General features: G+C 61.8%; 20 protein-coding genes. 17 read left to right on the forward strand and 3 right to left on the reverse strand.

Annotated features, from left to right (window positions below; all coding sequences use genetic code 11):
• Positions 1-5 precede the first annotated feature (5 nt).
• From SR908_RS10685 to tal, 13 genes are all read left to right on the forward strand, one after another.
• A complete protein-coding gene (locus SR908_RS10685) occupies positions 6-347 on the forward strand; it encodes a PepSY domain-containing protein (protein WP_097023507.1) in 342 nt (113 codons plus the stop codon).
• The gene (locus SR908_RS10690) at positions 344-1,015 is read left to right on the forward strand and encodes a winged helix-turn-helix domain-containing protein (RefSeq protein ID WP_246922405.1); all 672 of its coding nucleotides are present in this window, start codon (positions 344-346) and stop codon (positions 1,013-1,015) included. The genes SR908_RS10685 and SR908_RS10690 overlap by 4 nt, the downstream gene beginning before the upstream one ends.
• Entirely contained in the window at positions 1,012-2,394 is a 1,383-nt protein-coding gene (locus SR908_RS10695) for a sensor histidine kinase (RefSeq protein ID WP_246922403.1), read from the forward strand. Before SR908_RS10690 ends, SR908_RS10695 begins: the two co-directional genes overlap by 4 nt.
• A gap of 105 nt (positions 2,395-2,499) precedes the next feature.
• The gene (locus SR908_RS10700; protein WP_246922400.1) at positions 2,500-3,459 is read left to right on the forward strand and encodes a sugar-binding transcriptional regulator; all 960 of its coding nucleotides are present in this window, start codon (positions 2,500-2,502) and stop codon (positions 3,457-3,459) included.
• A gap of 114 nt (positions 3,460-3,573) precedes the next feature.
• Entirely contained in the window at positions 3,574-4,884 is a 1,311-nt protein-coding gene (locus SR908_RS10705) for an ABC transporter substrate-binding protein (RefSeq protein ID WP_246922397.1), read from the forward strand.
• A 78-nt stretch (positions 4,885-4,962) separates the two neighbouring features.
• On the forward strand, positions 4,963-5,850 hold the full coding sequence (locus SR908_RS10710; protein ID WP_246922394.1) for a carbohydrate ABC transporter permease: 888 nt from the start codon (positions 4,963-4,965) through the stop codon (positions 5,848-5,850).
• A gap of 15 nt (positions 5,851-5,865) precedes the next feature.
• Entirely contained in the window at positions 5,866-6,687 is an 822-nt protein-coding gene (locus SR908_RS10715; RefSeq protein WP_246922391.1) for a carbohydrate ABC transporter permease, read from the forward strand.
• 11 nt (positions 6,688-6,698) lie between these two features.
• Complete coding sequence (locus SR908_RS10720; protein WP_246922388.1) at positions 6,699-7,841, forward strand: ABC transporter ATP-binding protein; 1,143 nt, start codon at positions 6,699-6,701, stop codon at positions 7,839-7,841.
• Positions 7,842-7,852: 11 nt separating this feature from the next.
• Positions 7,853-8,533, forward strand: a complete 681-nt coding sequence (locus SR908_RS10725; protein WP_246922384.1) for an HAD family hydrolase — start codon at positions 7,853-7,855, stop codon at positions 8,531-8,533.
• 50 nt (positions 8,534-8,583) lie between these two features.
• Positions 8,584-9,369 (forward strand): L-iditol 2-dehydrogenase, encoded by a 786-nt coding sequence (locus SR908_RS10730; RefSeq protein ID WP_246922382.1) that lies wholly within the window; start codon positions 8,584-8,586, stop codon positions 9,367-9,369.
• 67 nt (positions 9,370-9,436) lie between these two features.
• On the forward strand, positions 9,437-10,921 hold the full coding sequence (locus SR908_RS10735) for a mannitol dehydrogenase family protein (protein ID WP_246922379.1): 1,485 nt from the start codon (positions 9,437-9,439) through the stop codon (positions 10,919-10,921).
• A gap of 69 nt (positions 10,922-10,990) precedes the next feature.
• Positions 10,991-12,487, forward strand: coding sequence for a xylulokinase (xylB, locus tag SR908_RS10740; protein ID WP_246922377.1), 1,497 nt, complete (start codon positions 10,991-10,993; stop codon positions 12,485-12,487).
• A 39-nt stretch (positions 12,488-12,526) separates the two neighbouring features.
• Positions 12,527-13,477, forward strand: a complete 951-nt coding sequence (gene tal / locus SR908_RS10745) for a transaldolase (protein ID WP_246922374.1) — start codon at positions 12,527-12,529, stop codon at positions 13,475-13,477.
• Positions 13,478-13,575: 98 nt separating this feature from the next.
• On the opposite strand, the gene SR908_RS10750 is transcribed toward tal, so the two are convergent.
• Both SR908_RS10750 and SR908_RS10755 read right to left on the reverse strand, forming a co-directional pair.
• Positions 13,576-14,571 carry an LLM class flavin-dependent oxidoreductase gene (locus SR908_RS10750; RefSeq protein ID WP_246922371.1) on the reverse strand — a complete coding sequence of 332 codons (996 nt, stop codon included), beginning with the start codon at positions 14,569-14,571 and terminating at the stop codon, positions 13,576-13,578.
• A gap of 120 nt (positions 14,572-14,691) precedes the next feature.
• Complete coding sequence (locus tag SR908_RS10755) at positions 14,692-15,285, reverse strand: YqaA family protein (protein ID WP_246922368.1); 594 nt, start codon at positions 15,283-15,285, stop codon at positions 14,692-14,694.
• Between the two features lie 208 nt (positions 15,286-15,493).
• Between SR908_RS10755 and SR908_RS10760 the strand changes: the two genes are divergently transcribed.
• Positions 15,494-17,128, forward strand: coding sequence for a BCCT family transporter (locus SR908_RS10760; protein ID WP_246922365.1), 1,635 nt, complete (start codon positions 15,494-15,496; stop codon positions 17,126-17,128).
• 114 nt (positions 17,129-17,242) lie between these two features.
• A complete protein-coding gene (locus tag SR908_RS10765; RefSeq protein ID WP_246922362.1) occupies positions 17,243-17,425 on the forward strand; it encodes a hypothetical protein in 183 nt (60 codons plus the stop codon).
• On the opposite strand, the gene SR908_RS10770 is transcribed toward SR908_RS10765, so the two are convergent.
• Positions 17,426-17,854, reverse strand: coding sequence for a hypothetical protein (locus tag SR908_RS10770; protein WP_097023520.1), 429 nt, complete (start codon positions 17,852-17,854; stop codon positions 17,426-17,428).
• Positions 17,855-17,980: 126 nt separating this feature from the next.
• On the opposite strand from SR908_RS10770, the gene SR908_RS10775 reads away from it, so the two are divergent.
• Complete coding sequence (locus tag SR908_RS10775; protein ID WP_246922359.1) at positions 17,981-18,688, forward strand: extensin-like domain-containing protein; 708 nt, start codon at positions 17,981-17,983, stop codon at positions 18,686-18,688.
• Positions 18,689-18,792: 104 nt separating this feature from the next.
• Complete coding sequence (locus SR908_RS10780; RefSeq protein ID WP_246922356.1) at positions 18,793-19,419, forward strand: YbhB/YbcL family Raf kinase inhibitor-like protein; 627 nt, start codon at positions 18,793-18,795, stop codon at positions 19,417-19,419.
• Positions 19,420-19,431: the final 12 nt, after the last annotated feature.

Genomic DNA, 19,431 nt, shown 5'->3' on the forward strand with positions numbered 1-19,431 from the left:
TGCCCATGAAACGTTTCAATCGCTGTATCAAAGCTCTGATGCTGGTAGCGGTGGGTATCATGGCCTGCCAGTCGCTGGTCGTGGCCGACGATGACGAGTGGCGCTCACTGCACCGCGAGGTGGAAGAGGGACGTGTGGTGGCACTGCCCGAGGTACTCGACTGGCTCGAGCGTCACTATATCGGTCAGGTGCTGGAGGTGGAGCTCGAGCGCGACGATGGCATGCCGCGTTACGAAATCGACATGATCGGCCCGCAGGGGCAGGTGGTGGAATTCGAGTTCGATGCCACTAACGGGGAAATGATGGGTATCGAAGGGGTCAATATCGATGGGATGACACGTCAATGAAGGTGTTGCTGGTCGAGGATGATACCGCGCTGGCACAGGCGCTTGGCGAGGCGCTCGGAGAAGCGGGACTGTTATGGGAGCATGCCGCGACCGGCCACGCGGCCGATTATCTCGTGCGTGTCGAATCCTATGACGCCGTGATACTCGATCTGGGGCTTCCCGATGGTGATGGCACGCGCTGGCTCGCGGCCTGGCGCGAGGATGGCATCGACTTGCCGGTATTAGTGCTCACGGCCCGCGAACGCTGGTCGGACAAGGCTGCGGGCTTTTCTGCCGGCGCCGATGACTATGTCACCAAACCCTTCGAGACCGCCGAGGTGCTGTTTCGTCTGCGTGCCCTGGTGCGACGCAGCCACGGACATGCCCACCCCATACTCAGGCTGGGCGAGTTGGCGCTGGATACTCACACCGGCAGCGTCACTCTGGCGGGGCGCCCGATCACTCTGACGGCTCAGGAGTCACGGCTGCTGGCGTATCTGCTGCATGCCGCGCCGCGTATCGTGAGCCGTATCGAGCTGTCTGAGCATGTTTATGATCGCGATCATGAGCCCGACTCCAACGTCATCGACGTGCAGGTCAGTCGCCTGCGTCGCAAGCTCGGCAACCAGCGCATCGTGACCTTGCGCGGGCAAGGGTATCGCCTGGTGGCACCCGAGAATGAGCAATGAAGCGACGCCCCTGGCGACAACGTCTTGCGCGTACCTCGATCCGAGCCCGGTTGCTGATCGCCTCGCTATTGCTGGTCATGGTGGCGCTACCCTTGGCGGGCACGGGGCTTGCCTATAACTTCCGCGACTCCGTCACTACTGCCTTCGACGACCGTCTCGAGTCGCTTCTCAATGTGTTGTTAGCCGGTGTGCAAATCGATGCCCAGAACGAAGAGCTGCACATGACGCGCTCGCTGGGCGATCCACGTTTCGAACGTGTCTTTTCGGGGTGGTATTGGCAGGTCAGCGACGACGACGGGCAAACGCTGACCTCGCGCTCGTTGTGGGACCAACGGCTCCCGATCGATAACGCCACGGGGGTCGCCGTGAGCGAGGTCGAGGGCCCGCGGGGTGACATCCTGCGCGTCATTGAGCGTGATATTCGCCTGCCGGGGCATGCCGAGACGCTGCATGTCAGCGTGGCGGCGTCACGCGCAGAGCTGGATACTGAAGTGGCGCGTTTCGAGTGGCTGCTGGGGTTGTCGCTGTTGGCCTTGGGTGCCTTGCTGCTCGTCGGGCTGGCGGTGCAGATTCGTTGGGGGCTGGCGCCGTTGCGCCGTATGCATACCAACCTGCGCGCGGTTGAATCGGGCGATGCCGACAGCCTTGAGACGCAGTTCCTGCCCGACGAGCTGGCGCGACTGGCGCGTGCCATGAACGGTGTGCTGGAGCGTGACAAGCGTCTGATCGAGCGTGGTCGCAACGCCGCCGGCAATCTAGCGCATGCGCTCAAGACCCCGGTCAGTGTGCTTACCACCCTCGCCGAACGCTTTCCGCCTGACACGCGCGACCGCCTGCACGGCGAGCTGGGGCGCATCGATGATGCCGTTCGCCATCATCTCGCCCGGGCCTCGGCGGCCGGCGGGGTCGTCCTCGCCGGCAAGGTGGACGTTGCGCAAACCCTGGCGCCGGTGCTCGAGGGATTGACTCGAATGGGGCAGCGGCGTGGTGTCCAGTTGACGCAATCGCTGGCTGATGACCTCAAGGTACGCATGGAGGTCCAGGATCTGCAGGAACTGGTCGGCAACCTCCTGGAGAATGCGCTGCGCTGGGCCGACAGCCAGGTCACTGTAAGCTTTCATCCGCAGGCGGCGGGCGTCGAGTTGTTGATCGAGGACGACGGGCCAGGCATGAGCGAAGAACAGCGTGACGCCGCCCTGGCGCGAGGTTCCCGCCTCGACGAGCGACGCTCCGGTTCGGGGCTGGGCCTGGCCATCGTCGAGGATCTGATGACCCTGTACGGCGGCCGACTCTCGCTGTCACGCGCCTCGCTCGGCGGACTCGCCGCACGTGTCTGGCTGCCTGCGTCACCGGTAGCGCCAAGCGGTAACGAATCCTGATCGTCATCTGAGGCAGTCGCGGCGTGCTCCGGATGGGCGCGTATTGTGCGCGTGGCGTGCGATTGCGATGATGCCGGCATTCTCCCTTCCGCAGGAGCAGCGGCGATGGACAAGTACGAACTCAAACGCGAGCAGGCAGCGCGTGCGGCCTGGCTGTCCTATGTGGGTGGGCGCACTCAGGATGAAATTGCCGGCCAGTTGGGCGTCTCGCGTCCTGGTGTGCAGCGCCTGTTGGCATTGGCGCGGCAGGAAGGGCTGGTCAAGGTGCACATCGATCATCCCATTTCCGGTTGCATGGCGATGGGCGAGGCGATTCTCACGCATTTCGGACTGGATTACTGTGACGTAGTGCCTAGCGACTCCGAGGTGCCGGATAGCAGCCCGCGCTTTCTCGCCCAGGCGGGGGCCGAACGCCTGGCCGGGCTGCTCGATCGCCAGCAAGCGCTGACGTTATCGCTGGGGACGGGGCGTTCGGTGCGTGCCACCGTGGAGGCCCTGAGCCGCCTGGATCGCTCGCAGCATCGCATCGTTTCGCTGGTAGGCAATGTCGCCCGCGACGGTTCTGCCAACCGCTACGACGGGGTGATGGTCCTGGCCGACAAGACCGGGGCGGAGCGCTTCCTGCTGCCGGCACCGGTGGTAGCCGCCTCGGTGGAAGAAAAAGAAGCGCTGCTTGCCCAGCAGCTCGTGCAGGCGGTGTTCCATATTGCCCGCGAGGCCGAAACCGGGGTCATCGGCATCGGCCGCATCGATCCACGCGCGACCCTGTTCCAGGACCATTTCATCAGTGAAGCCGAACTCAACGAGCTGCTCGAGGCCGGCGCCGTAGGGGAGTTGCTCGGCTGGCCCTTGGACATCCAGGGGCGGCTCATCGATTGTCCTATCACGCGCCGCATCACCAGCTTGCCGCTCTCGGCGTTGGGCGGTCAGCCGCTTATGGGGCTGGCGGGTGGACACGACAAGGGCCCGGCGATTCTGAGCGCCCTGCGCGGTGGTTGGCTCAAAGGGTTGGTGACTGACGAGGCGGCCGCACGCTATATCGTGTCCACGTTGGGGGCTGCTTAGGCCAAAGTCTAAGCGTGTGAGGTTTGCTTTTTTTGGCGTTGCAAATGATCATTTGAATACTCAATGAGTAGATTGATCAAAACAAATTCAATAATCTCCTCTCAGGAGCTCGCCATGTACCTTAAACACGTATTACCCCTGGCAGGGGCTGCGACACTGGCCTCGTTCGCCGCTCATGCCGAGACCATCACCGTGGCCACGGTGAACAACAACGACATGATCATCATGCAGGGCCTGACCGACGAATTCGAAAAGGCCCACCCGGACATCGACCTGGAATGGGTGGTGCTCGAGGAAAACGTGCTGCGTCAGCGCCTGACCACCGACATCGCCACCGACGGTGGCCAGTTCGACGTCATGACCGTCGGGACGTATGAAGTGCCGATCTGGGCCCAGCAGGATTGGTTGGTCGAACTCGACGACCTGCCCGAGAGCTATAACGAGCAGGATCTGCTCAAGCCGGTCCGCGACGGCCTGAGCCAGGATGGTTCGCTTTATGCGCTGCCCTTCTACGGCGAGAGCTCGATGATGTATTACCGCACCGATCTCTTCGAAAAAGCCGGCATCGAGATGCCCGAGCAACCGAGCTGGGATCAGGTTCAGGATTGGGCGAGCCAGATCCACGACCCCGACAACGACGTTTACGGTATCTGCCTGCGTGGCAAGCCGGGCTGGGGCGAGAACATGGCCTTCGTCTCGACATTGGTGAATACCTTCGGCGGCCGTTGGTTCGACGAGGACTGGCAGCCGGAAATCAATTCGCCGGAGTGGAAGGAAGCGGTCGGTTTCTACGTCGATCTAATGAACGACTATGGCCCGCCGGGAGCGACCTCCAACGGTTTCAACGAGAATCAGGCGCTGTTCTCCAGCGGCAAGTGCGGCATGTGGGTCGACGCCACGTCCGCCGCCGGAGGGCTCTACAACCCCGATGAGTCGCAGGTCGCCGACAAGCTCGGCTTCGCCCCGGCACCGATCGCCGAGACCCCGAAAGGCGCCAACTGGCTGTGGTCGTGGACGCTGGCGATTCCCACCTCGTCGGATTCCAAGGACGCCGCCAAGACCTTCATTACCTGGGCGACCTCGCAGGAGTACATCGAGTTGGTCGGCGAGACCGAAGGCTGGACCAGTGTGCCCCCGGGCACCCGTGAGTCCACCTACGAGAATCCCAAGTATCAGGAAGCCGCGCCGTTCGCCGATTTCGTGCTCAATGCCATCCAGACCGCCGATCCCACTGACTCGACGCTCAAGCCGAGCCCGTATATCGGTGTGCAGACCGTTAATATCCCCGAGTTCCAGGCGGTGGGTACCCAGGTTGGCCAGATGATCGGCGCTGCGCTCGCCGGCCAGCAGTCGGTCGATGCCGCGCTCGATCAAGCCCAGCGCTCGGTCGAACGTACCATGCGTCAGGCGGGTTACTACGACTAACAAGTAGCGTCCCACGTCGGCCGGATCGTCATGATTCGGCCGTATTTCCCGACTTGTTTCCTTCAGTAGGGCATTCCCATGCGCGAGAGAACGTCTGGACGAACCGTCGGCGGCTTCCGCAATCTGTTCCTGCAGGGCCCGGCGGTGACCCTGCTGCTGTTATGGATGCTGGTGCCACTGGGCATGACCCTGTGGTTCTCCTTCCAGCGTTATAACCTGATCAACCCCATGATCTCCGGCTTCGCCGGCTGGGACAATTACACTTACCTGCTCACCGACCCGGCCTTGTGGACGGCGATGGGCAACACGCTGTTGCTGGTCGGCTGGGTGCTGGCGATCAGTGTGATCGGCGGCACGCTGCTGGCGGTACTGTTTCAGCAGGAATTCTTCGGCCGCGGCATCGCCCGGTTACTGGTGATCGCGCCGTTCTTCGTCATGCCCACCGTCGGTGCGTTGGTGTGGAAGAACATGCTGATGCACCCGGTCAACGGCGTGTTCGCCTGGTTGAGCAACCTGCTGGGACTGCCGGTGATCGACTGGTTCTCGTCGATGCCCTTGGCCTCGATCATCATCATCGTTGCCTGGCAGTGGATGCCGTTCGCGTTGCTGATCCTGCTCACCGCCATCCAGTCGCTGGACGACGACCAGGTCGAGGCGGCCCGCATGGACGGAGCCGGACCATTGGCCATCTTCTGGTTCATCACCCTGCCGCATCTAAAGCGCGCGATCAGCGTGGTGATCATGATCGAGATGATCTTCCTGCTGACGATCTTCGCCGAGATCTTCGTCACCACCTCGGGCGGCCCGGGACTGGCCTCGACCAACCTGGCCTATTTCATCTATATCCGCGCGTTGCTGGATTTCGACGTGGGCGGTGCCTCGGCCGGCGGGGTCATCGCCATCATCCTTGCCAACATCGTGGCGATCTTTTTGATCCGCACCGTGGCCAAGAATCTCGAGACCTGAGGCGAGGAGCACTGCATGAACCCTACGATGACCAAGAAACTGCTCCTCACGCTGCTTGCCTGGGGCATTGCGCTGATCGTGTTCTTCCCGATCTTCTGGATGGTGCTGACTGGCTTCAAGACCGAGGGCGAGGCCGTGGCGACGCCGCCCAGCCTGTTTTTCGAGCCCACCCTGGCGGGGTATCACACCGTCATGGCGCGTGCTGACTACTTGAAGTTTGCCTTGAACAGCATCGTGATTTCGTTCGGCTCGACGCTATTGGCGTTGATCGTGGCGATTCCCGCGGCCTACTCGATGGCCTTTCTGCCGACCAAGCGCACCCAGGCCACGCTTTTGTGGATGCTTTCCACCAAGATGCTGCCGCCGGTCGGTGTGCTGATGCCGGTTTATCTGCTGTTCCGCGACATGGGCCTGCTCGACTCGCAGCTCGGACTGACCATCGTTTACATGCTGATGAACCTGCCGATCGTGGTATGGATGCTTTACACCTTCTTCAAGGATATCCCCAAGGACATCCTCGAGGCGGGGCGCATGGACGGTGCCGGCACCCTGCAAGAAGTGCTCTACCTGCTGTTGCCGCTGACCCTGCCGGGGATCGCGTCCACCGGGCTGTTGTCGGTGATCCTGAGCTGGAACGAGGCATTCTGGAGCCTCAACCTGACGACCTCGGATGCCGCCCCGCTGACCGCTTTCATTGCCTCTTTCTCGAGTCCCGAAGGGCTGTTCTGGGCCAAGTTGTCCGCCGCCTCGACGCTGGCCATCGCGCCGATTCTGATCTTCGGTTGGATGACCCAGAAGCAGATGGTTCGTGGTCTCACCTTCGGCGCCGTCAAATAAGGAATTCCGCCATGGCAACGCTACAACTCAAGAACATCGTCAAGGACTTCGGCGGCACCCAGGTCATCAAGGGCGTCGATCTCGAGGTCAAGGATCGCGAATTCGTGGTTTTCGTCGGTCCCTCGGGCTGCGGTAAGTCGACCCTGATGCGGATGATCGCCGGGCTCGAGAGCACCACCAGCGGCGAGATCTCCATCGATGGCGAGCGCATCAACGAGGTCGGGCCGGCCGATCGCGGCTTGGCGATGGTCTTCCAGAGCTACGCGCTCTACCCGCACATGAGCGTCGAGGACAACATGGGCTTCAGCCTGCGCCTGGCCAAGGTGAAAAAGGCCGAGCGCCGCGAGAAGGTACTCGCCGCCGCACGCATCCTGCAGCTCGAGCCCTTGCTCGACCGCAAGCCGCGTGCGCTCTCTGGCGGCCAGCGCCAGCGCGTGGCAATCGGCCGGGCGATCGTGCGCAACCCGAGCATTTTCCTGTTCGACGAGCCGCTCTCGAACCTGGATGCGGCGCTGCGCGTGCAGATGCGCATCGAGCTGGCGCGGCTGCACGAGGAGCTCGACGCGACGATGATCTACGTCACCCACGACCAGATAGAGGCCATGACCATGGCCGACAAGATCGTCGTGCTGCAGGACGGCTTGGTCGAGCAGATCGGCTCGCCGATGGCGCTCTATCACCATCCGTGCAACCGCTTCGTGGCCGGTTTCATCGGCTCGCCGAAGATGAATTTCCTCGACGTCGAGGTCCGCGAGGCAAGTAACGAAGGCGTTAATGTGGCACTGCCTGGCGGTGACTGCCGGGTGCCGGTCGACGGGAGTGGCGTCAGTGCCGGCGACACGCTGACGCTGGGCATCCGTCCCGAGCATCTCAAGCTCGATGACCAAGGGCCGCTGACCGGCAAGATCGTAGTCATCGAGCGCCTTGGCGGGGTCACCTCGCTGTATCTCGAGCACGGCGACAGCGAGTGGATTCTGGTCGCAGATGGTGACGTTGCCCACCGGGTGCACGATCAGGTGCGTTTTTCCTTCGACCCGACCTGCGGCCATCTCTTCAAGGACGATGGCGAGGCGCTGCACCATCTGCATCGCCACCCGCTGGTCGACATCGACCGCAAGCAAAATCGCGTTTCCTCCGCCTCGGGTGACCAATGATGGAGCCGCCCATGGAGATGCTGATCTTCGATTGCGATGGCGTGCTGGTCGACAGCGAGGCCATCTCCGAGACGGTGCTGCGCGAGCGGCTGGCGGCTTGGTTGCCTGACTTGGCGATCGGCGACGAATTGCGCCGCGCACTAGGCATGACGACTCAGGCGATTCTCGATCATCTCGCTGCCCGCAGCACTCACGCCTTGCCCGATGATGCTCTCGAGCGCATCGACGCGGCGATCGAGGCACGTCTGGGCAAGGAACTCGAGGCGATGGCCGGCGTGGCGGCGGCCATCGAGGCGCTCGATTTGCCACTGGCGGTCGTCTCCAACAGCCGTCGCCGCCGCGTCATCGATTCGCTGGCCAACACCGGGCTCGATGCACTGCTCGGTAAGGCGCCGCTGTTTACCGCCGAACAGGTCGCGCGTCCCAAGCCGGCGCCGGACGTCTACCGACTGGCGGCGGAGAGCCTGGGAATCGCGCCTGAGGCCTGTCTGGTCATCGAGGACAGCGTGTCCGGCACCCGGGCGGCATGTGCCGCCGGCATGACGGTGATCGGTTTTACCGGTGCTAGCCATATCGAACTCGGTCACGAGGTCCGGTTGCGCGATGCTGGTGCCTGGCAGGTGCTTACGCAGATGGAAGAGCTCGGTGTGCTGGTGCAACGCTGGCGTGGCGAGCGACGGCTCGTGCGCTAGGCCGCCACATATGGTGTTTCCCAACTTCTTCCGGACAAGGAATCACAGCCATGAAACTTGAAAAGCGTACCGCAGTGGTGACCGGAGGGGCGCGCGGTATCGGCCTGGCCATCGTCAAAGGCTATCTGCAGGAAGGCGCGCGGGTGGCGATCGCCGATATCGACACTGTCGCTGCCGAACAGGCGGTTGCCGAGATTCAAGCCGACGTCAATGAGGCGCCGGTGATGGCGGTGCGTCTCGACGTGGTCGATGCCGATTCTCGCCGGGCGATGATCGCGGCCGTCGAGGCGCGTTTCGGCGGCATCGATATCCTGGTCAACAACGCTGCGGTATTCGACATGGCGCCGATTCTCGAGGTCAGCGAGACCAGCTACGACCGGCAGTTCGGCATCAACGTCAAGGGCACCTTTTTCACCCTGCAGGCGGTGGCGGCCCACATGGTCGCGCGCGGGCAGGGCGGCAAGATCATCAACATGGCCTCCCAGGCCGGTCGCCGCGGCGAGCCCTTGGTCAGCATGTACTGTGCCTCCAAAGCCGCGGTGATCAGTCTTACCCAGTCCTGCGGGCTCGACCTGATCAAGCATCGCATCAACGTCAACGGCATCGCCCCTGGCGTGGTCGATACGCCGATGTGGGACGAGGTCGATGCGCTGTTCGCGCGCTACGAGGGGCGTCCGGCAGGTGAGAAGAAGCGCTTGGTCGGCGAAGCGGTGCCCTATGGCCGCATGGGGCGTCCCGAGGATCATGTCGGCGCGGCGGTGTTCCTGGCTTCCGATGACAGCGATTACGTGGTGGCACAGACCCTCAACGTCGACGGCGGCAACTGGATGAGCTGACCGCGGGCGGCACGCTGGCATTTTCACGCTGATATTCGACACTCGCTCGGCCCCAAGGAGTCTTTCCATGACTGAACTGACCAACGCTACCCTGGCGCGTCTCGATGACGCCGTCGCCACGCCGGGCTATGATCGCTCGCAGCTCATCCCGGGCATCGTCCATATCGGTGTGGGCGGCTTCCATCGCGCCCATCAGGCGATGTATCTCGATGCCCTGATGAATCGGGGCGAGGCGCTTGACTGGGCCATCGTCGGCGTCGGGGTCATGCCCGGCGATACACGCATGCGCGATGCCCTGGCGGCGCAGGATCATCTCTACACGCTGGTGGTCAAGCATCCCGATGGCCGCTACGAACCTCGGGTGATCGGCTCGATCGTCGATTATCTGTACGCGCCCGAGGCCCCCGATGTGGTCATCGAGACCATGAGCGATCCGGCGATTCGCATCGTCTCGTTGACGGTGACCGAAGGCGGTTACAACGTCGATCACATCACCGGCGAGTATGATCTGACGACACCCGAGGTACGCCAAGACCTGACGACGCCTGAGGCGCCACGCACTACCTTCGGGCTGGTCGTCGCGGCACTCAAGCGACGTCGCGAGCGTGGTATCGCGCCGTTCACGGTGATGTCCTGCGACAACATCGAAGGCAATGGCGATGTCGCCCGCAAGATGTTCACCGCGCATGCCCGGGCACTGGATGATGAATTGGGTGCTTGGGTCGAGGCCGAGGTTTGCTTTCCCAATGCCATGGTCGATCGCATCACGCCGGTGACGACGCCTGATGATATTGCCGCGCTCGTCGACCGTTTTGACGTCGAGGACCAATGGCCAGTGGTTTGCGAGCCCTTTACGCAATGGGTGCTCGAGGATCGTTTCCCCGAAGGGCGACCGCCTTATGAGCGGGTCGACGTGCAGATGGTCGACGACGTCGTGCCCTATGAACTGATGAAGCTGCGCCTGCTCAACGCCAGCCATCAGGCGCTGACTTATTTCGGTTATCTGGCCGGTTACCGCTACGCCCATGAGGTATGCCAGGATCCGCTTTTCGTCGACTTCCTGCTCGATTACATGAATCGTGAGGCCACGCCGACGCTGGCGCCAGTGCCGGGCGTGGACCTTGACGCTTACAAGCACACCCTTATCGAGCGCTTCGCCAACCCCGAGATCAAGGACACCTTGGCGCGGCTGTGTGCGGAAAGCTCGGATCGTATTCCCAAGTGGCTGCTGCCGGTGATTCGTGAACAACTCGAGCGAGGTGGTGAGATCCAGCGTAGTGCCGCAGTGGTCGCCAGTTGGGCGCGCTATGCTGAAGGGGTCGATGAACACGGCCAACCGATCGAGATCGTCGATCGCCTCAAGGAGCGTTTGATGGCGGTTGCCGGCGACAATCGCAACTACCCAGCAGCGTTCATCGAACAGCACGCCTTGTTCGGCGACCTGGCGAAAGAGACACGTTTCCGCGACGCTTATCTCCAGGCGCTTGCCTCCTTGCATGCTGATGGAGCACGCGCGACATTGCATGCCTTGGTCGAGGGTCGTATGTCGTAACGTGGCCAAAGATCAGATACTCGATACCCCGTCATAGTCGGGGAATGCGCTGCAGCCGAAGGAGAGAGCATGTACGTTGGCGTGGATTGTGGAACGCAGAGCACTAAGGTCGTGGTGGTCGATATCGAGCATGCGGCGATTCTGGGAGAGGCGAGTCGTCCGCATCATCTGATCGAAGGCGATAACGGCAAGCGCGAACAGGACGTGAGTGAGTGGGTCGCGGCCTTGACCGAGGCGTTCCATGAGGCGGTGAGTGAGGCGCGGATCGATGCGCGCGACATCCGGGCCATCGGTGTCTCGGGACAGCAGCACGGCATGGTGGCCCTGGATGCCGACGGCCTCCCGTTGCACCCTGCGAAGCTGTGGTGCGATACCGAAACGGCGCTTCACAACGAGGCGTTGATCGAGCAACTCGGTGGGCGCGAGGGCTGCCTGGACAAGCTGGGGGTGGTGCTTCAGACCGGCTATACGGCCTCGAAAGTCGCCTGGTTGCGCGATACGCACCCGGACGCCTACCGGCGTATCGCCACGTTGCTGTTACCCCACGATTACTTGAATTTCTGGCTGACCGGCGAGCGCGTCGCCGAGTGCGGGGATGCCTCCGGTACTGGATATTTCGATACCCGCACGCGCAGCTGGCGTCATGACGTGTTTCAAACCATGGCGCCCGAACTTTCGCCGGAGGCGGTACTGCCGCGTTTGATCGACTCGCACGCCCCAGTGGGCAGGGTACGTCCCGAAGTGGCGCGCCTGCTGGGCCTTGGCGATGACGTGCTGGTGTCCAGCGGCGGCGGCGATAACATGATGGCGGCCATCGGCACCGGCAACATCGCCCCCGGCATGGTGACCCTGAGCCTGGGCACGTCGGGGACCGTGTACGCTCATTCGGCCGAACCGATGGAGGCCGAGGACGCCCAGGTTGCCAATTTCTGCGCCAGCCACGGGGGCTGGCTACCGCTTATCTGCACCATGAACGTGACCTCGGCGACGACCAAGGTCCGTGAGCTGTTCGGTTTCGATCTAGTGACCTTCGGAGAACGAGTGGCCAGAGCGCCGCTGGGTGCCGAGGGCGTCATGGCATTGCCTTTTTTCAATGGCGAGCGCGTCCCGGCACTGCCGCATGCCACCGCCAGCTTCGAGGGTATGACGAGCCTCAATACGACCGCGGACAATCTGTGTCGCGCGGTAGTCGAAGGGACGACGTTCGGGCTACGCTATGGGTTCGAACGCTTGGGCGAGCTGGCATCGCAGGCCAGCCAAGTCCGTCTGGTCGGCGGTGGCGCCAAGAGTGCCGTCTGGCGCCAAATCGTTGCCGACGTCCTGGATGTCGACGTGATCTGTCCACGTATTACCGAAGCTGCCGCTCTGGGTGGGGCGATCCAGGCTGCTTGGTGCGATACCCAGACGCGTGGGCGGGGCGAGTCATTGGCGGCACTGACCGAACGGCTCGTCGAGGTGGATCTCGATACCTTGACCCGTCCGCGTGGCGAACCGGTGCGCCGTTATCAGGAACTCTACCAGCGTTACCGCCAGGCGCTGGCCGAACGCTACGACGTCGCGCCATGAGACGCGACCCATGACCCTTTTCGTTACAGGATATTTGCCATGACGCAACTCGAGGCTCTCAAGCAACTTTCGATGGTGGTCGCCGATACCGGCGATCTCGAGGCGATCAAGCGCTATCAGCCGCACGATGCCACGACCAATCCTTCACTGATCCTCAAGGCTTTCGAGCTGCCCGGCTATCAAACGCTGATCGATGAGACGCTGGCGCAGGTCAAGACTGATATCGCCGATCCCCAAGACCGTGTCGACGAAGCGGTGGATCGTTTATCCGTCGCCATTGGTAGCGAGATCACGCAACTGATTCCGGGGCGCGTGTCCACGGAAGTGGCTGCCAAGCTGTCCTTCGATCGCGAGGCGAGCATCAAGAAGGCGCATCGTCTCATCGAGCTTTACGAGCAGCACGGGATCGGCCGTGAACGCGTGCTGATCAAGCTGGCCTCCACCTGGGAGGGCATCCGTGCCGCCGAGCAGCTCGAGAAAGAAGGCATTCAGTGCAACCTGACGCTGTTGTTCTCCAAGGCGCAGGCCCGTGCCTGTTTCGACGCCGGGGTGTATCTCATCTCGCCCTTCGTGGGCCGCGTCACCGACTGGTACAAGCAGAAAACCGGACAGGAGTACGCGCCGGAGGAAGATCCGGGCGTGGTGTTCGTGCGTGAGGTATGCGACATCGCCAGCCGCTACCGCTACGACACCGTGGTCATGGGCGCCAGCTTCCGTACCCAGGGCCAAATCCTGGGACTGGCCGGCTGCAACCGCCTGACCATTTCACCGGCGCTGCTCGAGGAACTCGAGAGCCAGGAAGGCGACATCGAACGCAAGATCAGCGATGTCGGGGACGCCAGCGAGCGCCTCACGCCACTGACTGAAACCGAGTTCCGCTGGGGGCTCAATCAGGATGCCATGGCCACCGAGAAACTCGCCGAGGGCATTCGCCGTTTCGCCGACGACCAGGCGACGCTGGAGGAGAAACTCGCTACGCGGCTGGGATAATACGCGCGTAGCGCTCCACGATACCGCGAGTAGTAATGCAAGAAGGCCGGCGAATGCCGGCCTTCTTGCATTTGGACTGATGGGTGGCGGGGCTTGGCTTAGCCCTTCCAGACATCGGCGAGAATTTCGTACGAACGACGGCGGTCGTCATGGTCGTAGAAATCACCGTTGATCATCAGTTCGTCGGCTTGGGTCTGCGCCAGGAAGTTCTCGAGTTCGTCGCGGATCGTATCGGGTCCGCCGACAATGGAGGCCCCCAGGTTCTGGCTGACCATGGCGCGTTCCTGAGGCGACCAGTCGAGTGCTTCGACGGGCGGCAGGGTGCGCGTGCTCTTGCCGCGGATCAGGTTGAGAAACTTCTGCTGCTGGGTGGTGGCCAGATACTGTGCGTGCGCGTCGCTGTCGGCGGCGACCAGTGGGATGCCCAGCATCACATAAGGCGCGTCCAGCACCTCTGAAGGTTGGAACATTTGCCGATAGAGCTGGATGGCTTCGAGCATGTAGCCCGGCGCGAACTGGCCGGCGAAGGCAAACGGCAGGCCGAGCTGTGCGGCGAGGCGCGCGCTGAAGTCGCTGGAGCCCAGCAACCATAGCGGTACATGCGTGCCCTGACCGGGAATCGCCTTGACGCGCTGATTGGGCAGGGCATCGCCCAGATAGCCACGTAGTTCGGCCAGGCGGTCGGGAAAGTCATTGACGCCGGCGCGCGGGTTGCGGCGCATGGCCTGCATGGTCACGCCATCGGAGCCGGGGGCGCGTCCCAGGCCGAGATCGATACGGCCCGGGTAGAGCGTTTCCAGCGTGCCGAATTGTTCGGCGACCACGAGTGGCGGATGGTTCGGCAGCATGATGCCGCCACTGCCCACGCGGATGCGTTGCGTCTTGCTGGCGACATGGCCGATGAGCAAGGACGTGGCGGCGCTGGCGATGCCGTCGATGTTGTGGTGCTCGGCCAGCCAATAACGGTTGTAGCCCAGAGTATCGGTAAGCTGGGCGAGATCGACCGTACGTTCGAAGGTTTCGGCGGGTGTTCCGTCATGCGAGATCGGTGCGAGATCGAGCACGGACAGAGGAATCTGCGAGAGTCGGCTCATGATGGCCTCTTGGATAGGGTGAACGTTAGCGTCCTCAATATTTCCTATCTGTGGGGGTGGCGAGGACATAACTCAAGGTTAGCCGGTACGCTCAGGGTATGGTGCATCCATGCATGGCGCTCATGGCATGAATTGAAGCCAGAGCCACGCGCCGAATAGTGCGATACCCAACATGCCTATGGGGCGTGCATGGCGACGCCATAGCGAGAGGGCTGCATCGCCGGCGAGATGCACCAGCAAGGCGAGACCGAAATAACGCACGCCGCGCGCCAACGAGGCGGCCAGCAAGAAAAGTATAAATGGATAGCCACTCGAGCCGGCGGCGAGCATGGCGATCTGAAAGGGGATGGGAATAATACCCACCGCGAGCACCGCCATAAAGCCGTCACTGGCCATGCGTGCCTGAAAGGCGGCATAGGCTTCCTGACCACCGAACAAAGGAATGAGCGTCGTTCCCCAAGTGTTCAATGCCCAGGCCCCCAGGGTGTAGCCGATGCAGGCGGCGGCCAGGTTACCGGCCAGCGCGACGCTTGCCAGACGCCATTTGCGACGCGGCTGGGCCAGCATCCAGGGAATCAGAATGGTCTCGATAGGAATCGGAACCAGAAGGGTTTCCAGCACCGAGGCGAAAAACAAAAGCGACAAGGCGTGCCGTGAATACGAGAGACGCTCGAGCCAAGCGGTGGCGGACGCCAGGCGGGTCAGTGACGGCATAATAGGCTCTTCAAGAAAATTTAATGGTTTACTTGCTTAAATATAAAAAACGGTTATGGTCGTGCGGCTTTGGTTCTGCCATCGTTGTCGTTTGGTCTCATGTGCCTGGCTTTGGTTCCATGGGCCATTGCAGGCATGCCGAGCTCAGTGATAAGAACCCGGTAGGTGCATGAGGCACCGTATCGTCGGAGACTAAGAGGATAGCTGCATGGCCAATATTGGAAGGCAATACGTATTTATCGTCTCCGCCCTGATCGTTGCGGTTCTGGTCGCCATTGGTGCGGCTTTTCCCGAGGGCTTCGGTGAGGCGGCATCGACGGCATTATCAGCCGTTTCACACTATTTTGGGTGGTTTTACCTGTTCTCGGTCTTCGGGTTCGTGGTGTTCCTACTGACGCTGGCCTTTAGCAAGTACGGCAAGATCCGCCTGGGGCCACAGGATAGCTCACCCTCCTACAGCTTTTTCTCGTGGATCAGCATGCTGCTGGCAGCGGGTTTTGGCGTCGGGTTGGTATTTTATGGCATGGCCGAGCCGATGACACACTTTCTCGAGCCACCTTACGGTGACATGGAAGGCGGCACCGAGGAAGCGGCACGCTATGCCATTCAATACAGCTTCTTCAATTGGGGCATTCATCAGTGGGCCGCGTTTTCCGTGGTCGGGCTGATCATCGCCTATTATCAGTTTCGCAAGGGGCAGGCGGGACTGGTGTCCAACGTGCTCTCGACCATGACCGCCAAGCGTCCCAAGTTGCGCAAGGTGGGGCCAGCATTGGACGTGTTCGCCGTGGTCGCGACCGTGATGGGGGTGGCGACGTCCATCGGCTTGGCAGTGTTGCAGATCAACGGTGGCCTGCACGAAGTATTCGGTGTCGAGGAAGGCGTCAAGTGGCAATTCATCATCATGGGCGCCATGTTCCTGTGTTATATGGCGTCCACCTGGTCGGGGCTGGACAAGGGAATCAAGCGCCTATCCAACCTCAACATGGTGCTGTGCTTCGCGCTGATGTTCTACGTGTTGTTCACCGGGCCGACCGTAGCCATTCTCGAGACTATCACTCTGGGCATCGGCGATTACCTACAAAACATCGTGGGGATGAGCCTGCGTATTGCGCCGTATAGCGATAACACCTGGGCGAGCAACTGGACGATTTTCTACTGGGCCTGGGTCATTGCCTGGTCGCCGTTCGTGGGGACTTTCGTGGCGCGTGTCTCGCGCGGGCGGACTATCAAGGAGTACGTGTTCGGCGTCTTGTTCGTACCGCCGCTGCTGGCTTGCCTGTGGATTGGCGTCTTCGGTGGAGCGGCGCTCAATATGGAGTTGACCGGCGATGTCGGGCTCGCCTCGGCAACGGCTGACAACATTACCGTGGCGCTATTCCAGATGTTCAACTTGATGCCATTCTCCAACGTGTTGTCGGTCGTGGCGCTGTTCTTGATCTTCATCTTCCTGGTGACGTCCGCAGACTCGGCGACGTATATCGTCTCGCAGATGACCGATGGCGGCTCGCTGAATCCTCCCTTGATAAAGCGGATTATCTGGGGTGTGTTGATCGCTGCGATCTGTCTGACCCTGCTGGTTGCCGGAGGCCTGAACGGGCTGCAATCCGCCGCGGTGCTGGCAGCATTGCCATTCACCTTCATTCTCTATGGCATGATTATCGTCTTGATCAAGGAGTTGCGGGCGGACCGCAAGGCAATGCTGACCTCGCTGTACCATCGTCACGGTGAAACCCCGGTCGGCGCCGATGCCTTCGAAGCCGAAACATTGGCCGATGCCGAGCGGTATCGTCGCGCCCCGAATGTGGTCAACCGGCGTATCAATACGCGTGAAGGTGGGTAACGCCTCACATGGCGACATGTCACGCCCGGCTTCGGCCGGGCGTTTTACGTTGGCGCTGGTGGAAATGCGCGCCACCCCTTATGGTAAGCAATATTGCATGCACGGGAGTGAGGAATGCCCCAAGTGGCCAAAGCAGGCAAGCGGCGACGTCAAGGCGCCACTCGACGCCGGAGAGGAGGCCCCGCGCGTTCCCGGAACAGCATCGATGATTGGCTTAATCGACTGGTGAGCATCGCCGTGTTCACCGCGTTGATCGTGGGCGTATCGGCGTTGCTGGTCACCTTGTTGTGGGGCTGATCATGTTGACCGTGGTGAGACTCTCCAAAGCCCGAAGCAGCGTGCGAAGACCCAGATGCCCATGCCCCAGGCGCCATTGACCAAAAAGCCGATGGGGAACCCGGCGAGGTTGAGGCCGCGCCCCTTGAGCGGAAAGACGATAAACAGCGCCACGAGTGTCAAGGCGATACCGCCGAACAATACGCTTTTCCACCACAGCCCGGTCGTGACGTGGCAACGCGTGAATACCCACAACATGACGATACCCCAGACACCGCCCCAGAAGCTCGCCGATAGCCACTGAGGCACGCCCAGAGGTGGTACGGCGGTCGTGCCATAGGGGGCAAACGGCACAATGGCGTAGGCGTGCAACAAGCCCGCCATGGGCTGATGGAAGCAAAGGACGGCGAAGAAGCCAGCGATGAAGGCGAGTGGAATCCAGCGTGGCATGGCGGTTCTCCTTTCGGAACGAGAGTGGCTTACAGTATCGGTCAAATTCATAGGCTTCACAGGATGATCGTCATATGACCGCTGGCGTTCTCTACACTGAAGGCTTTGCACCTTGCCGGGAGCGCCATGAAGCCGTCGCTTACCTTCCTCGCGTTGAGTTTCGCCGTGATTGCCGCCGGCATCGCTCTGGACAAGGGCGTCTGGACAGTCCCTCGGGCATGGAATCCCTTTCAGCCCTTGCATCTTGACGATCCGTTGACCCCAGTCACGCAATGGAAGTTGCGCCAGCTCAAGGGGGATCGCGAGGCATGCCGCGATGTTCTCGACTCCGCACCTGCCGGACCCCTGAATTACACGCCATTGGCGGATTATACCCCCGTTGCTGGCTGCCCGCTTCAGAACGTGGTGCGCGTGCGCCGTGCTGGGGTCGAGTTCAATGCCAGCTTCGTGGCCAGCTGTCCGCTGGCGGTGGCCTGGTCGCTGTTCGAGCGCCAACGTCTGCAACCGGCCGCGCGGGAGGTGTTCGGTGAGCCGGTAGAGTCGGTACGTCACTTGGGGAGCTTCGCGTGCCGCAATATCTACCATCGCGACAATGCCCGCCGTAGCGACCACGCCAGTGCGGAAGCGCTCGATGTGGCGGCCTTTCGGATAGTGGACGGACACCGGATTTCCGTGCTCGACGACTGGGAGGGCGGCGATGACGCGGCGGATTTTCTGCATCGCGTGCGCGACGGCGCCTGCGAAGTGTTCGGAACTACCCTCGGGCCGGACTACAATGCCGCGCATGCCAACCATTTCCATCTAGGCATGCGTGGTATCTCGCTGTGTCGATAAGGGTGTCTTGTGAGGGGCGCCGTTCGTCCTATGCGCACCGCCTCATGGATGTGCCAAACTGAGGGACGTTATCTTCTTTGCCCGGACTACCAGGAGGCAGCCGCATGCGCATTGACGTGCAGCACATCACCGACGGTGAACCCATTCCCGAACGCTTCGCGTTCGCCGTTCCCGATTCTCAGCAACACCTTCGCTTCAGCGACAATCGCAACCCACGTATCCGTTGGCACGATGTGCCCGCCGGGACGCGTAGCCTCGCACTGTTGGTGGTCGATGTGGATGCGCCCTCGGACCCTAGCGACGTCAATCAGGAAGGCCACAGAGTGCCAACTGACCTGCCTCGTGCTGATTTCTACCACTGGGTATTGATCGATATCCCGGCGGACGTGAGCGGCATAGACGAGGGCGAAGATGCCGATGGTGTCGTGGCCAAGGGCAAGGCACCGGGGGAGACCGGCAAGGGCGTGCGCGGTATCAATAGCTACACGGACTTCTTCGTCGATGACGAACAACTCGAAGGTATCTACGGGGGATATGATGGCCCATGTCCGCCGTGGAATGACGCCCTGGTACATCGCTATCACTTCACTGTCTATGCACTGGATATCGCCTCGCTGGGTCTGCAGGGCGAGTTCACCGGTGATGAAGTACTCGAAGCCATGCAAGGACATGTCATCGAACAAGCCAGCGTGATGGGTACTTACACGCTCAATCCCGAGCTAGCACGTTAAGCTCGTTCACAA

The organism is Chromohalobacter canadensis, assembly GCF_034479555.1.
Classification (GTDB): Bacteria; Pseudomonadota; Gammaproteobacteria; order Pseudomonadales; family Halomonadaceae; genus Chromohalobacter; species Chromohalobacter canadensis.

What these genes read in the sequence shown, in the direction of transcription:
- SR908_RS10735 (WP_246922379.1), top strand. Translation starts at nt 9,437, where the DNA reads ATGACTGAACTGACCAACGCTACCCTGGCGCGTCTCGATGACGCCGTC.
- SR908_RS10725 (WP_246922384.1), top strand. Translation starts at nt 7,853, where the DNA reads ATGGAGATGCTGATCTTCGATTGCGATGGCGTGCTGGTCGACAGCGAG.
- SR908_RS10685 (WP_097023507.1), top strand. Translation starts at nt 6, where the DNA reads ATGAAACGTTTCAATCGCTGTATCAAAGCTCTGATGCTGGTAGCGGTG.
- SR908_RS10690 (WP_246922405.1), top strand. Translation starts at nt 344, where the DNA reads ATGAAGGTGTTGCTGGTCGAGGATGATACCGCGCTGGCACAGGCGCTT.
- SR908_RS10730 (WP_246922382.1), top strand. Translation starts at nt 8,584, where the DNA reads ATGAAACTTGAAAAGCGTACCGCAGTGGTGACCGGAGGGGCGCGCGGT.
- tal (WP_246922374.1), top strand. Translation starts at nt 12,527, where the DNA reads ATGACGCAACTCGAGGCTCTCAAGCAACTTTCGATGGTGGTCGCCGAT.
- SR908_RS10695 (WP_246922403.1), top strand. Translation starts at nt 1,012, where the DNA reads ATGAAGCGACGCCCCTGGCGACAACGTCTTGCGCGTACCTCGATCCGA.
- SR908_RS10715 (WP_246922391.1), top strand. Translation starts at nt 5,866, where the DNA reads ATGAACCCTACGATGACCAAGAAACTGCTCCTCACGCTGCTTGCCTGG.
- SR908_RS10760 (WP_246922365.1), top strand. Translation starts at nt 15,494, where the DNA reads ATGGCCAATATTGGAAGGCAATACGTATTTATCGTCTCCGCCCTGATC.
- SR908_RS10780 (WP_246922356.1), top strand. Translation starts at nt 18,793, where the DNA reads ATGCGCATTGACGTGCAGCACATCACCGACGGTGAACCCATTCCCGAA.
- SR908_RS10770 (WP_097023520.1), bottom strand. Translation starts at nt 17,854, where the DNA reads ATGCCACGCTGGATTCCACTCGCCTTCATCGCTGGCTTCTTCGCCGTC.
- SR908_RS10720 (WP_246922388.1), top strand. Translation starts at nt 6,699, where the DNA reads ATGGCAACGCTACAACTCAAGAACATCGTCAAGGACTTCGGCGGCACC.
- SR908_RS10765 (WP_246922362.1), top strand. Translation starts at nt 17,243, where the DNA reads ATGCCCCAAGTGGCCAAAGCAGGCAAGCGGCGACGTCAAGGCGCCACT.
- SR908_RS10775 (WP_246922359.1), top strand. Translation starts at nt 17,981, where the DNA reads ATGAAGCCGTCGCTTACCTTCCTCGCGTTGAGTTTCGCCGTGATTGCC.
- SR908_RS10710 (WP_246922394.1), top strand. Translation starts at nt 4,963, where the DNA reads ATGCGCGAGAGAACGTCTGGACGAACCGTCGGCGGCTTCCGCAATCTG.
- SR908_RS10750 (WP_246922371.1), bottom strand. Translation starts at nt 14,571, where the DNA reads ATGAGCCGACTCTCGCAGATTCCTCTGTCCGTGCTCGATCTCGCACCG.
- SR908_RS10755 (WP_246922368.1), bottom strand. Translation starts at nt 15,285, where the DNA reads ATGCCGTCACTGACCCGCCTGGCGTCCGCCACCGCTTGGCTCGAGCGT.
- xylB (WP_246922377.1), top strand. Translation starts at nt 10,991, where the DNA reads ATGTACGTTGGCGTGGATTGTGGAACGCAGAGCACTAAGGTCGTGGTG.
- SR908_RS10705 (WP_246922397.1), top strand. Translation starts at nt 3,574, where the DNA reads ATGTACCTTAAACACGTATTACCCCTGGCAGGGGCTGCGACACTGGCC.
- SR908_RS10700 (WP_246922400.1), top strand. Translation starts at nt 2,500, where the DNA reads ATGGACAAGTACGAACTCAAACGCGAGCAGGCAGCGCGTGCGGCCTGG.